This window comes from Nitrosopumilus sp. S4, from assembly GCF_054515835.1.
Genome location: NZ_CM137258.1, coordinates 1421272 through 1436851 on the forward strand (window position 1 = coordinate 1421272; position 15580 = coordinate 1436851).

The 15580-nt window shown below is 37.0% G+C and carries 16 protein-coding genes and 1 tRNA gene; 3 read left to right on the forward strand and 14 right to left on the reverse strand.

Annotated elements, in window-relative coordinates; all coding sequences use genetic code 11:
- Positions 1-18: 18 nt before the first annotated feature.
- Together ACX119_RS08435 and ACX119_RS08440 are read left to right on the forward strand one after the other, a co-directional pair.
- Positions 19-112: transfer RNA gene (locus ACX119_RS08435), tRNA-Glu, on the forward strand.
- A gap of 40 nt (positions 113-152) precedes the next feature.
- Positions 153-1004 (forward strand): polyprenyl synthetase family protein, encoded by an 852-nt coding sequence (locus tag ACX119_RS08440; protein WP_459350819.1) that lies wholly within the window; start codon positions 153-155, stop codon positions 1002-1004.
- On the opposite strand, the gene ACX119_RS08445 is transcribed toward ACX119_RS08440, so the two are convergent.
- The 11 genes from ACX119_RS08445 to ACX119_RS08495 are packed head-to-tail and all read right to left on the reverse strand — an operon-like array spanning position 994 to position 11475.
- The gene (locus ACX119_RS08445; RefSeq protein ID WP_459350820.1) at positions 994-2478 is read right to left on the reverse strand and encodes an NADH-quinone oxidoreductase subunit N; all 1485 of its coding nucleotides are present in this window, start codon (positions 2476-2478) and stop codon (positions 994-996) included. The genes ACX119_RS08440 and ACX119_RS08445 overlap by 11 nt on opposite strands.
- Before the next feature lie 13 nt (positions 2479-2491).
- Positions 2492-4570, reverse strand: a complete 2079-nt coding sequence (locus tag ACX119_RS08450) for an NADH-quinone oxidoreductase subunit 5 family protein (protein ID WP_459350821.1) — start codon at positions 4568-4570, stop codon at positions 2492-2494.
- A 3-nt stretch (positions 4571-4573) separates the two neighbouring features.
- Positions 4574-6127 carry a complex I subunit 4 family protein gene (locus ACX119_RS08455; protein WP_459350822.1) on the reverse strand — a complete coding sequence of 518 codons (1554 nt, stop codon included), beginning with the start codon at positions 6125-6127 and terminating at the stop codon, positions 4574-4576.
- Positions 6127-6432: an NADH-quinone oxidoreductase subunit NuoK gene (nuoK, locus tag ACX119_RS08460; protein ID WP_459350823.1), complete on the reverse strand. Its 306-nt coding sequence runs from the start codon at positions 6430-6432 to the stop codon at positions 6127-6129. The genes ACX119_RS08455 and nuoK overlap by 1 nt, the downstream gene beginning before the upstream one ends.
- Entirely contained in the window at positions 6413-6925 is a 513-nt protein-coding gene (locus ACX119_RS08465; RefSeq protein ID WP_459350824.1) for an NADH-quinone oxidoreductase subunit J family protein, read from the reverse strand. Before ACX119_RS08465 ends, nuoK begins: the two co-directional genes overlap by 20 nt.
- On the reverse strand, positions 6918-7415 hold the full coding sequence (locus tag ACX119_RS08470) for a 4Fe-4S binding protein (protein ID WP_459350825.1): 498 nt from the start codon (positions 7413-7415) through the stop codon (positions 6918-6920). Before ACX119_RS08470 ends, ACX119_RS08465 begins: the two co-directional genes overlap by 8 nt.
- Positions 7415-8713, reverse strand: coding sequence for an NADH-quinone oxidoreductase subunit NuoH (gene nuoH / locus ACX119_RS08475; RefSeq protein ID WP_459350826.1), 1299 nt, complete (start codon positions 8711-8713; stop codon positions 7415-7417). The genes ACX119_RS08470 and nuoH overlap by 1 nt, the downstream gene beginning before the upstream one ends.
- Entirely contained in the window at positions 8714-9847 is a 1134-nt protein-coding gene (locus tag ACX119_RS08480) for an NADH-quinone oxidoreductase subunit D (RefSeq protein WP_297593859.1), read from the reverse strand.
- Positions 9848-9849: 2 nt separating this feature from the next.
- The gene (locus tag ACX119_RS08485; RefSeq protein ID WP_459350827.1) at positions 9850-10470 is read right to left on the reverse strand and encodes an NADH-quinone oxidoreductase subunit C; all 621 of its coding nucleotides are present in this window, start codon (positions 10468-10470) and stop codon (positions 9850-9852) included.
- Positions 10470-10994 (reverse strand): NADH-quinone oxidoreductase subunit B, encoded by a 525-nt coding sequence (locus ACX119_RS08490; protein ID WP_297593855.1) that lies wholly within the window; start codon positions 10992-10994, stop codon positions 10470-10472. Before ACX119_RS08490 ends, ACX119_RS08485 begins: the two co-directional genes overlap by 1 nt.
- A gap of 40 nt (positions 10995-11034) precedes the next feature.
- Positions 11035-11475: an NADH-quinone oxidoreductase subunit A gene (locus ACX119_RS08495; RefSeq protein ID WP_459350828.1), complete on the reverse strand. Its 441-nt coding sequence runs from the start codon at positions 11473-11475 to the stop codon at positions 11035-11037.
- 48 nt (positions 11476-11523) lie between these two features.
- On the opposite strand from ACX119_RS08495, the gene ACX119_RS08500 reads away from it, so the two are divergent.
- Positions 11524-11997 (forward strand): redoxin domain-containing protein, encoded by a 474-nt coding sequence (locus ACX119_RS08500; protein WP_459350829.1) that lies wholly within the window; start codon positions 11524-11526, stop codon positions 11995-11997.
- Between the two features lie 5 nt (positions 11998-12002).
- On the opposite strand, the gene ACX119_RS08505 is transcribed toward ACX119_RS08500, so the two are convergent.
- The 3 genes from ACX119_RS08505 to ACX119_RS08515 are packed head-to-tail and all read right to left on the reverse strand — an operon-like array spanning position 12003 to position 15563.
- A complete protein-coding gene (locus tag ACX119_RS08505) occupies positions 12003-12515 on the reverse strand; it encodes an acyl-CoA carboxylase biotin carboxyl carrier protein subunit (protein ID WP_459350830.1) in 513 nt (170 codons plus the stop codon).
- A 6-nt stretch (positions 12516-12521) separates the two neighbouring features.
- On the reverse strand, positions 12522-14009 hold the full coding sequence (locus ACX119_RS08510; RefSeq protein ID WP_459350831.1) for an acetyl-CoA carboxylase biotin carboxylase subunit: 1488 nt from the start codon (positions 14007-14009) through the stop codon (positions 12522-12524).
- Positions 14010-14015: 6 nt separating this feature from the next.
- Positions 14016-15563 carry an acyl-CoA carboxylase subunit beta gene (locus ACX119_RS08515; RefSeq protein ID WP_459350832.1) on the reverse strand — a complete coding sequence of 516 codons (1548 nt, stop codon included), beginning with the start codon at positions 15561-15563 and terminating at the stop codon, positions 14016-14018.
- Between the last annotated feature and the right edge of the window lie 17 nt (positions 15564-15580).

A 15580-nucleotide genomic window follows, 5' to 3' on the forward strand; every position in this document is an offset into this window, starting at 1 on the left:
AATACTGAATTTTCATGGGTTCCAGTGGTGTAGACCGGTCAAGCATACTGCCCTTTCAAGGCAGTGATCCCGGGTTCAAAATCAATCGATGAAAATCCCGGCTGGAGCACCAAGATTTAATTACTAATGAGAAAATTTTTTGATCAGGCATCTTGGACAGGAAAAACATCGAGATTAATCCTTTACTTGAAACCTATGGTAAGTATATTGAAAAGATAGACCATGCCTTAGAGAAGGAACTTGCTCTTTATTCTGAATCAGAATTTATCGAACCGCTGAAATATTCTCTAGATGGTGGAAAACGAATTAGACCTATTATTTTGACTCTTTCTGCTGAGAGTGTAGGTAAAATCGACGAAAATACTTTATCAGCATCTTGTGCTGTTGAATTTCTTCATATGGAGTCAATTATCCATGATGACATTATTGACAATGAAACAATGAGAAGGCAAAAGGATCCTTTCCATATCAAATATGGATACAACACTAGTGTCCTTACTGGCGATTTTGTTTTGGGATTAATTCTTGCCATTTGCTCAAGGCTCAATAATCCAAGAATCACTAAAGACTTGGCTACAACTGCAATGCTGATGAGTGAGGGTGAAATGATTGAGAGTAGGTTAGAAACTAGTGAAGATGTCACATTTGATGACTATCTAAAAGTAATAGAATACAAAACTGCAACTGCATTTGAAGTAGCAGCTAGAACAGGAGCAATTATTGCAAATGGAACTGAAGAACAAATAGAGGCATTAACTGAATATGGAAAAAATATTGGAATTGCATATCAAATTAGAGATGACTTACTTGATTGGAAAAATGAAGACAAGCTTTTCAATTTACTAATTAAGAAGAGTTCTGATCCAAGAGATGTCTTTAACAAAATGGAAGAGTTACTAAAAGAGTATTCAGAAAAAGCAAGGGTGGGATTAAGAAAGATTCCAGAAAATGATGCCAAAAATAATTTAGAGAATTTAATTAAATTTACTTCGTTTAAGGCATAATACCTAAACTAATTACTGGTGATGCAAGTTCTACAAACTTGATTAGTGGATCTGGATAAACACCAAATCCTACCAAGAAGATTATTGAAAAGATTACAACACCAATAACGGATTTTGGTTCTGAAACTCTCTTCTCTGTTTCTCCTTCAAAGTACATCTTTCTTGTAATCCAACCATAGTAAGCTAGTGATAATGCGCTGTTGAGAACTCCTGCAATAGCAAGCCATGGGGCCCACCATAATGCAGAGCTTGCATCAAGTGCACTTCCAAACAACATCAATTTACTCCAAAATCCTGAAAGTGGTGGAACTCCTGCTAATGCAAATAATGCAATTACTAATCCCAAGGCTGTAATTGGCATTCTACGTCCTAATCCCTTTAGTTTGTCAATATGAGTAACTGCCAAAGTTGTTACAATTCCTGCAACTGCAATGAATGCGGCTCCTTTCATAACTGCATGATTCATAATCTGATACAGAGAGCCTTGTAATCCAAGTGAGGTATGAGGTGCAACTGCCAACCCAATCAGTATGTATCCTGCGTGTGCAATACTAGAGTATGCAAGCATTCTTGAGAGATTCTTTTGCATGATTGCTGCAACGTTACCAACAGTCATAGTCATTACAGCTAAGATTCCTAATGCAAGTGTCCAATCCAGATTAAGTACAACCATTCCCAAAATTACAATTCTAATTGTTGCTGCAAATCCTGCTTTCTTTGTGGCAGCAGCTAGTAATGCTGTAATTGTTGGTGGAGCTCCCTCGTAAGTATCGGGTAGCCACTGATGGAATGGAACAAGTCCCATCTTGAAACCAAATCCTGCAATAAACATTCCAACTGAAAGCAATGCAAGTGGCAGTAATGATGGATCAAGTGTTGAATATCCTTGAATTACTTCACCAATGTTAGTAGAACCTGTTAATCCATATGAGATAGAAATTCCATAGACAATAATTGCTGAAGAGAGTGCACCAAACAAGAAGTACTTGAGTGCTGCCTCATTGGAGCTTGGATTCTTTTTCATAAATCCAACGAGGACATATGTTGGAATACTCATTAGCTCCCATGCAACAAATAACATTACCAAATCAGTCGAATATGCAACAAGAATCATACCAATTGTTGCAAGCAAAATTAGAGAATAGTAGACAGCAGGAGCGTTATGCTTTCTCATATAATTAAAAGAGCCAACAGTAGTGAACAAAGCAACAATTAGCATTGCAATTGCAAAGAATCCACCAAATGCATCATCTACAATTACATCTTCAGAAAATAGTGCAGATGGTGACACATTATCAGAAATGAATTGATAGCCAACATATCCCATCGATACAATTAGCGCTGCAAATGCAATTACGGCATAAAATGAATTAGAGCCGCTTTCTTTTCTGGCAATACTAATTATTGGTAATACTACACCAACTGTTCCCAGTATTGCAATTAGTACCAATGGTGTGGAAGTAATCTCTAACATTTCATCAAATCTCCTAAATCAACAATATCAGAACTACGAATAGTAGCCCTGCTCCAAATACGAATAAGTATGACTGAGATACACCAGTTTGAGTTCCTTGGACGACTCTAGCGCTCCATCCAACTGCTTTCTGGACTCCATCATTCATACCATAATCAATAGCGGTCTTTTCAAAGTATCTGAATATGCCTCTTGCTAACCATAGTGGTGCCACAACAAAGCACCAATAGATTATGGCATTAAGATACCATCTGTTTAAGAAAAGTTTGTGAATTCCATAAAAGAATAGATTTGAATTTACAAATTTGACAGGATCCACCCATCTGCCAATATAGAATATGTATCCCAGTGCAATTCCAATTGCAAATGCTGCAAGGGATGATCCTAGTGCAACTGGGTTAAGTCCTTGTAAGAACTCTGGAAGTATTGATGCTTCTGCTGCCAAATGTTCAGTGTGAATTCCAAATGAGTGTTCTAGATATTCAGTAAACAAGTGATGTAGTCCTTCCTCTGTTGATAATCCAATTAATCCAATTCCAATAGTCAACACAGCTAAAATTCCATAAGGCACCCACATGGATAGTGATGCTTCATGAATGTGATGACCTTCTTCTTCCATCTTTTCAATGTGTTTGCTCTTCTTTCCAAAGAAGACCATTCCAATCATTCTTGTTGTATAGAATGCTGTAATCACTGCAGTTATGACTGCAATAGAGTACAATGGTAATGCCCATTCATTTCCTGATTCATAGACTGCTGCAAAGATTGCATCTTTACTCCAGAAACCTGTTGTGATAAATGGTGCACCCATTAATCCAAGACCTGCAGCCCACATGAAGGCATATGTTTTCTTCATCTGTTTTCGCAGACCACCCATATCTGTCATAAATCTAGAACCAACAATATGCAACAGAGATCCTGCTGCCATAAATAATGAAGCCTTAAACATTGCATGAGAAATCAAATGGAAGAATCCTGCAGTATATCCATCAACATATTGATGAGATAATCCAGCTACTCCTAGAGCCATCATCATGTAACCAATTTGTGAGCCTGTAGAATATGCAAGGACTTTCTTAATTTCGGGATTAACCATACCTTGCGTTGCAAGAAGTAATGCAGTAATTGCTCCAACCCATGCAACAATCTCAAAGAACTGATCTGCTAGAATTCCGGCAGCACCTAATGCAAATACCAAAGGACCAATTCTTGCCACCAAGAAGACACCTGCCTTTACCATTGTTGCAGCGTGAATCAATGCAGAGACTGCAGTTGGACCAGTCATTGCCTCTAAGAGCCACTCGTTGAGTGGGAATTGTGCGGATTTTCCTACAGCTCCACCAAACAGCAAAACAAATGCAGGAACTAGCAATCCTTGAGCAGCCATAGTAGTTGCCCAATCTGTATCTCCCATCAATTCTTTAAATCCAAATGTTCCAGCAAACAAAAATATCAACAGCATTCCTGCAATCATCATCACATCACCTACTTTGGTCATGATGAAAGCCTTCATACCAGCATGAGTTGGTGCATAGTAATCTAGCATTCCAAGAACTGTTCTTCCTTCTGTACCAACATGATCTTTCTTTTTGTCACGATACCAAAAGCTGATCAATGCATATGATGCAAGTCCTACTCCTTCCCATCCAAAGAAAACTTGGAGTAAGTTATCAGATAAAACAATAAGCTGCATTGAACCAATAAAGAACATCATCCAAAACCAGAATCTTGTAATATCTTTATCGCCTTTCATGTATCCAGTACTGTAAATCATAATGAGGAATGAAATCCAACCAACAACATTGGTCATAATTATTGAGAGAGGATCAGCTAATACTCCTCCCTTTAATCCAATTGCTTCAATCCACATAATTTGATCATGAATCTCATGTGCTTCAAGGGCCATTGGAAGCATTGTCGCAGCAGATAATGCACTCATCAAAGCAAATCCAACTGCCACATATCCAGTTGCTCTCTTTGATACCTTGCCGATTCCAGGCATGATTAGGGCTGCAATAAAGGGTAAAATCCAAACTAACCAGGCACTTGCTGCCCCTACTTCAAATGGTAATCCAATAGCTTCTGTTGCCATAACCTAGACTCCTAACACTCCATTCATGTACGGAATAATTGTCTTTAAGAAAATGTCTGGATAAATTCCAACAACAATTGTAAATCCTGCCAATACCATCATTGGTGCTGTCATGTACCAACTTCCTTCTTTTACTTTCTCAAGATGCTCTGGAGTTTTTCCAAAGAAGACACGCTTAAGCATCCATAACATGTAAGCCATTGTCAGTGCAGTTGCAACAAGACCTAAACCAAATGTTATTGCTCTTAATGTGGAACCTTCTTCAATTGCAGTTTCCAATGCACCGTAAAATAGAATCCATTCTCCCATAAATCCACTTGTTGGTGGAACACCCATGATAGTTAGTGCACCAATAACTGCACATGTTGCAGTGATTGGCATCTTACCAGCTAAGCCGCCAAGTTTAGAGATACTTCGAGTTCCAACTTTAACAATAATTACTCCGGCCATCATAAAGAGAATTCCTTTACCAATACCGTGAGTTACATACATCATCTCAGCTCCCGATAAACCAAGAACAGAAAATGATCCAATTCCAAATAAGAGATATCCCATTTGACTGATGCTAGAATAAGCAAGTAGACGTTTTAGATCATCTTGTATCAAAGCCATTGCACCACCATAAATCATTGTAACCAATCCCCAAATGTGGAACCAAATTGAAAGTTCTGCAAACGTTAATGGCAAAAATTCAACAATCAATCTAAAGATACCATATGCTCCAATTCCAATCATTGCAGGTGACAACAGTGCACTAATTGGTGTTGGTGCTGAACCGTGGACATATGGAAGCCACACATGGAACATAAAGACTGCAAGTTTTACCCCAAGTCCAATTGCAATAGCAACTGCAGAAATTAACGCAATATCTGCAGGAATTTCTGATTCATTAATGTCTGCAAAGTCAAAGCTGCCTATTGTCAGGCCAATCATCAAGAATCCTAAGAGTAAGACTACTGCTCCTGCGTGAGTCCAAAACAAGAACATCAGACCAATCTTTCTTCGTGGACCATCTCCCCATAGTGCAACTAGGAAGAAACCTGGAATCAACATTACCTCAAAGAAGATATAAAATTCAATCAGATTTGTTGCAAGTACAGTTCCAAGCATTCCCATTGCAAAGACAAGATATAGTGCAAAGTAAAGTCCAGACTTTGCATTTACATAATTAGAAAGAGATGATGATTCAACAACTGAGGTCTGTCCACTACCGGAATTGTTGATGTTTTGTTCTTCTTCAAACTGCTCATGGAATTTATGAATCATGTATGGTTTGGAGTAGAGAACTAAGATTGTAGATAGGACATAGATGATGATTGCAAATGGTGATGCTAATCCATCTAAGACAAATCCAAACTCACCAAACATATCAGTCCATGGATAATGTTCTTCGACAGTTCCAGAAAGTGCCGATGTAATTACCAGGATTGTTGTGTATAGTAAAATTGCAAATGTAAACCACATTGCGGGAGTTGGACCAGCTTTTCTTCCGATAATATAGGCTACTGGTGATAACAATAATGGCAAGAAAACTGCCTGTAATAATGCATACTCCATTAACCCTTCAAGCTCCTAAAGTCTGCAATATCGACATTCTGATACATTCTGTATGCAACAATGATTAATGATAATCCAACTCCAACTTCTGCTGCAGCAATAGCAATGGAGAACAATGCTAATGTTTGACCACCACTGTCAGGAATGAATCTTCCAAATGCAACAAGATTCAAGTTTGCAGCATTGATAATTATCTCAACTGCAAATAGCATACGAATGAAATTTCGTTTAACGGCAAGTCCGTAAATTCCTATTCCCAATAGGGCAACTGAAACTAATGTAAAGTCAATTAGTTCGCTGGTCATTCTCCACATCCTCTCGTTTGGCTAAAACTAGTGCTCCAGTTACAGAGCCTGCTAAAATTAAGGCCATCAAAATTAATGCTGGCCAATAGTATGTTACAAAGTCAGTACCAATATCCCTAAAGTCAACGGCTGGCTCGTCTGTATTGATACTCTTAATTCCCGAATCTAAAAAGACAGCACCTAGTGCCACCATAACAACTAACATCAATCCAAATCCTGCAAATTTTCTTCTCTTATCCTCAATATTTTTAAAAATTAATTCACGTTTTACTAGCATGACAGTAAATAGAATCAGTACTGCAATGGAGCCAACATAAACTGCAAGTTGGAATAATGCAACAAATGGTGAATCTAATAAGAAAAAGAAACCTGCAATTCCACCAAGGGTTCCCATCAAAGCAATAGAGCCATAAATTAAGGAACGAAGTTCTAGGGCTGCAATTGCAGAACCAATAGTAATTACAGATAATGCAAGAAATACTGCATCAGCCATGTGTTGCACCTCTATCAGTAATTTGGATTTCACTGTCTTGTGTAACGTATGGCTTTACTGCAAGTTGTGCAGGAGTATAGATTAATCCTTCTTTAGAAAATGAAGATAATTCATAATCGTTTGTCATGTATAGAGCATAAAATGGACATGCATCAACACAAAGACCACAAAATACACATTTACCATAATCAATTTGAGGCATGATTGATTTCTTGTTTTGTTTTTGTTCTTCTGGAACCTTTACCATTGCAATAGCTTCTGCAACACCCTCACATGCAATTGAACATAATTGACATCCTGTACAGTGATCATGAAACAGCATATGGCGTCCTTTTAGTCCTGCAATTCCAACACCTGTTGATGGATCAAATTGATATCCATCTCCTACAAACTTTAGTTTCTCTTCAGGATAACGAAGTGTAAATCGCTTTATTGCTAAGTGTTTAATTCCAGAGTTTAAAGCACGGATAATTCCGGTTGCAGTTCCCATTATTGTAAGCCTCCTGGACCCAACACGCCAGCGTAAAGCAAGCCTAGTGCAATAAAGATGTTAACAAAGGCAAGACCAATTAATTTAGTCCATCCAAGACTTAGCAACATATCAATTCTAATTCTTGGGAAAACACCTCTTGGTAATAGTATAAAGAATATCACACCAACGGTCTTGAGAACAAACCATAATGTTCCATTGAGCATCTCTTGAGTGAATAGTGGTAATCCTGGAATCTTTGCAGTAACTGGACCTAATTCAATTCCATCAGTAATAATTTCTGCTGGGAATGGAGGAACAACCATTGGACCATTCCATCCACCAAGAAATAGAACAACAAACAAAGCTGCAAATGCATAAAGTTTCAGATATGTACCCAATTGAACAAGACCGTACATCATTCCAGAGAGTTCTGTTAACCAACCGGCAACAATTTCAGACTCTGCTTCTGGAAGATCAAATGGAATTCTTTCAAGTTCAGCTAGCATTGTAATAAAGAATACAATTGCACCAACAGGTAAGAAAACAATCCATGGAAAACTTGATTGACTTGCTGCAATCTCTGAGAGATTAAGAGTACCAGTTAAGATTACAACACCAAGTAATGATAAGATTAATGGAATTTCAAATGAAACCATTTGGAACAATGCTCTGATTCCACCAATGAATGGGAATTTGCTGTTTGCAGACCATGCAGAAAGAATTGTAATGATTGGGAAGAATCCAATTACAGCAAATACACCAATTAATCCAAGATCAACATCGGCTACAACCCAACCAGGTGCAACTGGAATAAGTGCTACAAATGCAGCAGCAGCTCCGACAAACAATACCGGTGCTGCCCAGAAAATAGGTTTATCAGCTTTTGCTGGAATAATAATTTCTTTTGAGATTAACTTCAATCCATCTCCCATTAATTGTAAAATACCTTCAATTTTTCCACAGTAAAATGGACCAACTCTTAATTGTAATTTTGCAAGCATCTTTCTTTCAACAAAAATTGTTCCAGCAGCAAGCAATGCGGCAAAACCAAATCCAGGAAATGCCATAACTCTGAACATATCAGTTGCCATAAACGCATGAACTATTGGAAGAAGACGTGACGGATCTGCTAACCAAGTAAATGCAAGAAATGGTGTTAATAACTCACCATCAATAACTGGCATCTCAATGAAGAATAAAACAATCTGAACTGCAGGAATACCAACTATAACTAATAGAAGAACTGCCCAGAATGCATTATCAAGTAATGACTTGATAAACTCACTAAGTTTGAAATTTGGTGCAATAACTGACATCTATCGGTCTGCCTCCACTGGCCAATAATTTAGACTCCAGTAAACTGATGGCATGTTACCGAGTTTTTCTCCTTTGAGAAGGTATGGTAATGCAATTAGATTTCTAAAGGACCCAACACTCATCTTTACTCTGTATGGTTCGGGTTTTCCATCAGATACTATGTAACAACCAAGTGAACCTCTACCAGATTCTACACGTTTGTAAACAGAGCCGACAATTCCTTTTGGATTTGGTTTTAGTTTTACTCTAACGGAGCCAGATTTTGGCATCTTTTGTAATGCTTGACGAATAATATTGCAACTCTCCATCATGTCAAGCCATGGAACTCTGGATCTTGCATAAGAATCTCCTTCTTTCATGACATTTGTTTGGAAGTCTAGTTCATCGTAGACATCATAAGGTTCTTTCTTTCTAAGATCATAATCAACTCCACTTGCACGAAGAACAGAACCAGTTGTTCCAAGTCTAATTGCATCTTGACGTGATAAAACACCAGTATCTTTAGTTCTTGAGATCAAAATTGGATTATCATAAAAAATTGCTGCATATTCTTTGATACGCTTTTCAAAATAATTTACTTGGCGTAGACAAACATCCTCAAAGTTTGGTGGTAAGTCATTTCTAACTCCACCTGGAACAAAGTGTGCATGTGTTACTCTTGCACCAGTCATCTTCTCCATTAAATCAATTAAGAGCTCACGATCACCTGCTGGCCACATAAACATTGTAGAGTGTCCTAGGAAAATTCCGTAAATTGCAAGCCAGTACATTGTATAGATACATCGATTTAGTTCAGATGCAATAACTCGGACATATTTTGCTCGTTCTGGAACTTCAATTCCTAGTAGTTCTTCTGCACCCAAAACATATGGATACAAAACATTGCATGAATCATGAATTACTGGTCTTTCTAAGTGTGGAATATTTGTAATGTAATTTCTATACTCTGCCATCTTTTCTTCTCCGCGGTGTACATATCCAGGATCAGGATCACATGCAACAATATAGTCACCATCAATTTGTACAATAATTCTCATATGTCCAGAACCAGGATGTTGTGGTCCTACATTGAGAGTCATTATTCTCTCGTCGACTTTTTGGAGTGCTAATCCTGGTGGTAGTTCTGCAGTCATCTCTATCTTCCCTTTATTGCAAAGTCCTTTCGAAGTGGTGGTAAATCTGCCCAATCTTCTGGCAAAAGTAATCGTCTGTTATCAGGATGTCCTTCAAAGTAAACACCTAGCATTTCAAAAATCTCTCTTTCATGAAATTCTACGCTGTAAAATATATCTCTAAGACTTGGAAGTTTAGTTGCATCATTTCCAGGAATAGGATTTGATTCTCTAGGTGCCCTAGTTGTTAATTCAAGAACTTGTCTTGCTAAGGCAGTATCAGAATAAGAGCCAATATGATAAACAACCTCAATCTCATTATCTGCAGGATAATCTACTCCTGAAACAGACTCTACATGATCATAGTTTAGTGCATCACGAACAAATTCTGCTACTTCATGTACATTCTCTTTAGGGGCATTAATTCCAACTCGATCTTCTTTAACAAATGTAACTTTGACTTTATCGCCAAACTTTTCTACTATTTTATCAGAGATTCCTTTCTCAAATGCAGGAATTGGTTTTTCTTCTTGTTTTTTTGCAGCTGGTTTTGGTGGCGGTTTAGCTGCAGGTTTAGCTGCTGGTGGAGTTGGTTTAGTTTCAGGTTTTGCTTCTGCAGCAGGTTTTTCAGAATCGGAACTCATTATACAAACTTCCTAGCCTTCATTCTCTTGATTTTTTCTTGCAATAACATACAACCTTGTATGAGAGTTTCAGGTCTAGGTGGGCAACCTGGAACATAGACATCAACTGGAATTACTCCGTCAATTCCTGGAAGTACATTGTATGAATCAAAATACAATCCTCCGGTAATTGCACAAGCACCCATAGCAATCACATACTTTGGTTCTGGCATTTGATCATAAACTAATCTGAGACGTGGTGCCATTTTTCTTGTAATAGTTCCTTGAACTACAATTAGATCACATTGTCGTAGTGATCCAAATGCTTCGATGATACCAAATCTTTCAACATCATATCTAGGACTTGATGCTGCGCCAAATTCTACACTGCAACAAGCTGTTTCAATGTGGACAGGCCAGAGTGACCAAATTCTACCCCAATTGATGGCATAGCCCAATGGTTTGTCGATTGCTTTTTCTAAAATATCTCCTAACTTACCGATGAAGACATTTGCATTTTCTGGTGTTACTAAGTCTTTGAGCAATCTTATCCCCTATCCCCATAAATGTAATTTGTATAAATAACTACCATATGTTCCGTCTCCCTGATTGATATAGTGCAAATGCCATTGCACCAAACATTATTGCTAGAAATCCCATCATAGGTAATGTTGCACTCTTTGGAAGTTCTAATAGTGCACTTCCCCATGCATACAAGAAAATAGCCATTACATCAAATATTACAAACATCAGAATATACGGATAATACTGCATCATAAAGTGAGTTCTTCCTTCACCTGTTGGAACTTGACCACATTCCATCGGCAAGAACTTTACTGGATTACTTTTTCTTCGAGGAGAGATCATTCGTGAAATAAGCAACGCAGGTGCCATTGCTACTACTGCAAAACCAAACATTAACACCACGGTACTATAATTGCCCGCTAATTCCCCGACCAATTTATCTTCTGACTCTGATTTTTGTATAAAAAGGTATTCTTCCTTTTTTTCGATCAATTTTTTCAAAAAGAAATTTTTCTAAAGTACTTTATAGGACATTATAAAATAGCGATCATGTCATTGAATATTGGAGATAGTGCTCCTAACTTTGAGCTTCCAGACACAGAGTTGAAGCTGCGGACTTTGGATGATTTTAAAGGCGGAAAAATCGTTTTGTCATTCATAGTTGCTGCAAGTTCCCCAGTTTGTGAAACTGAACTGTGCAATTTTAGAGACTCTTGGAAAGAAATTTCAGATTTAGGTGCAAAAGTAGTAGCAATCAGTAATGATGGTCCATTTGCAAACAAAGCATTTGCAGAAAAAAACCACTTTAATTTTCCATTATTGGGAGATTATAGTAGTAAGACAATTCGTGATTACGGAATTCTAATGCCAGATTTACTGCATATCAAAGGCTACAATGCAGCAAAACGTTCTGTCTTTGTAATTAATGAAGATGGAAAAATTGGTTACAAATGGGTTTCAGAAGATCCATTAAAGGAACCAAACTATGAAGAAATTAAAAATTTCCTGAAATCGGAAAAATAATTTTTTTATTCTATATCAGCAATTGCGTCGCCTTTGGCAACAGTTGCTGTTTCTTTAATTTTAATTGATTTTACAACTCCATCTTTGTGAGCCTTTACAGAGACTTGCATCTTCATCGACTCTAAAGTGCAAATAACATCACCTTTCTTTACTGTATCACCTTCGGCTATTGCAATTGAAACTACTTTGCCAGGAATTTGGCTCTTCAACGACAGTTGTGCATTGCTTGCACCAGCACCTCCAGAGTGCTTGTATACAACTTCATCAAAGTGAGTATGACGATTAATTACAATTGGAACATTATCAATTACAATATTCATTTCATTAGTTGATTGTTCAAGATATTTTGCCTTGTGATACTTTTGATCTAAGATGAATTCAATTCCGCGAGAATTCATGCTAATTATTTTTAGTTGGTGTTCATTATCATTTATTTTAATTACATAATCATTATTTCCTTGATTTTGTACAATCTTTCCTTCAAATGTTTTTTCAATTTCGGGTATTTTATAATCCATCAATCATCAATCCAATTTGTTTTTCCAATTAGAACTTGCAGAAGGTTCATTTTGTATACGGCTCTTAAAGTATTCAGAATGAACAATTGCAGCAGCAATTGCAGCTTCACTCTTCTCATCTTTTTCTTTCTTAAGATCCTCAGTTAATTTATCAATCATTCCGTATCTTTTTAAGAAATCAGTTGAAAGATCTCCACTAATGTATTCTGGAGAATTTAGAATTGTTTTGTATAGTGGAATTGATGTTTCTACTCCCTGAATATAGAAATCATTTAATGCTGTAAGCATTCTAGTTCTAGATTCTTCAAATGTCTGACCCCATGTACAAAGTTTAGCCATTAAAGAGTCATAAAATGGAGAAACAGTACAGCCAGGATAAAGATAGGTATCACATCTTACACTTGGTCCTGAAGGAATTGTTACATCAGGTACAGGTCCAGTAGAAGGAGCAAAATCTAAGAATGTATCTTCAGCGTTAATTCTACATTCAATTGCATATCCGTTCATTTTTAGATCTTTTTGTTTAAATGGTAATTCTTCACCATTAGCAATATCTAGTTGAAGTTTAACAAAATCCAAGCCTGAAACCATTTCAGAGATTGGATGCTCTACTTGCAGCCTCGCATTGATTTCAATAAAATAAAATTCTCCATTATCAGCCCTTAGAAATTCTGCAGTTCCTAAATTAGTATAATCAACGGCTTCAGCTGCTTTAACAACTAATTCACCAATTCTGTCTCTTGTTTCTTGATCAACTACTGGAGAAGGTGTCTGTTCAATTAGTTTTTGATTACGTCTTTGAATTGAACATTCTCGTTCAAAGAGATGAACAGCATTACCGTGTTTGTCTCTACACATTTGATATTCTATGTGTCTAGTCTTTTCAAGGAATTTTTCAACAATTATTGCAGATTTACCAACTGCGGAAATAGATTCACTTGTAACTGTTTGAAAACCTTCACGTAGTTCTTTATCATTTGTCACAAGTCTAATACCACGACCTCCACCACCATAAACTGATTTTAGTAAAACAGGATATCCAATATCATTTGCAATTTTTTCTGCTTCTTCCATATCCTTTACTAAATCTGGACTTCCTGGAACTGTTGGAACTTTAGCTTTCAGCATTGCAGATTTGCATCTCATTTTATCTCCACAGAGATTCATTGAATCAGCAGTTGGCCCAATAAAATTAATTTTATTTTTCTCACACAATCTTGCAAAATCATCATTTTCTGAAAGAAAACCATAACCTGGATGAACTGCATCAGCACCTGCAGACAACATCACTTCAAGAATTTTTTCTTGATTAAGATATGATTTTGCAGGTGCGGCTTCTCCAATATGATAAGCCTCTGTTGCTTGTTTTACGTGAAGAGAGTTATAATCTTCATCAGAATAAACTGCAACTGTTTTAATTCCAAGTCTCTTACATGTTCTAATGACACGTAAAGCAATCTCTCCTCTGTTTGCAATTAGTACTTTTTCAATCATATCAAATCACAGGTTAATGTTTCCATGTTTTCTTGGAAGTTGTTTTTCACGTTTGTTTGCAAGCATTTGTAGTGCTTTGATAAGCATAGGTCTTGTTTCAGCTGGATCAATAACATTATCCACAGTTCCATGAGATGCTGCAACGTATGGATTCTCAAATTTTTCGGCAAATTCATCGATTAATTTCTTTTTTAGTCCCTCAGCATCATCTGAGCCATCAAGTTCTTTTCTATACATGATTTTGACTGCTGCCTCTCCTCCCAAAACTGCACATCTTGCAGTTGGCCAAGCATAATTAATATCAGTTCTAAGATTTTTACTTCCCATTGCAATGTAAGCACCACCATATGCTTTTCCAATTACCAAAGTAATTCTCGGAACTGTTGCCTCACAATATGCATAAAGTAATTTACTTCCATGTCTAATGATGCCGTTATGTTCTTGGTTAGAACCTGGCATGTATCCTGGAGTATCAACTAGGGTGATAATTGGAATGTTAAATGAATCGCAGAATCTGATGAATCGTGCTGCTTTATTTGAAGAGTCAATGTCAAGTGCACCTGCAAGATGAATTGGTTGGTTTGCTACAATTCCCACAACTTGGCCATCCATTCTACCATAACCTACTACAACATTCGGTGCAAAGAGTTCATGTACTTCAAAGAATTCGTGATTATCTACAATTGAATTAATAATTTCTTTCATATCATATGGTTGCAGAGGGTTTTCAGGAATAATGTTGATCAAGTTATGATCTAATCTGTTTGGATCATCATCAGTTTTGATTTTAGGTGGAGATTCTGTATTATTTTGGGGAAGATAAGAGATTAATTTTTTAATGTAATCCATGCATTCGTATTCGTTTTGTGCAACAAAATGTGCAACCCCGCTTTTAGTTCCATGAGTCATTGCACCACCAAGTTCATCAAATGAAATCTCTTCTCCAAGAACAGTTTTGACTACATCAGGACCTGTAACAAACATTGTTCCAACTTTTTCTACCATAATTACAAAGTCAGTCATTGCCGGTGAGTAAACAGATCCACCTGCTGATGGTCCAATGCTTGCAGTAATTTGTGGAATTACACCAGAAGCTAATTGATTATGATAAAATATATCTGCAAATCCATCAAGACTCATAATTCCTTCTTGAATTCTAGCACCACCAGAATCCATTATGCCAATTACTGGACAACCTGTTCTAACTGCATGATCCATTAATTTAGTAATTTTTTTGGCTCCCATTTGACTTAGGGTTCCTCCTAAAACTGTAAAGTCATATGCAAAGACAAAGATTTGTCTACCGTTTACATTACCATATCCACCAACCACACCATCTGTGAAGAATTTTTTCTTCTGCATGTCGTATTCATGATAGTGATGAGTTGTTAATGGGTCAATTTCAGTAAAAGTTCCTTCATCCAGTAATAGATCGATTCTTTCTCTGGCAGTTAATTTACCCTTATCATGTTGGGCCTTGATTCGATCTTGACCGCCACCCTGTAATGCAGTGTTAATTCTTTTAGTATATCCTTCAATCTTTTCAGAGTGCATAACAGTGATCTAAAGCA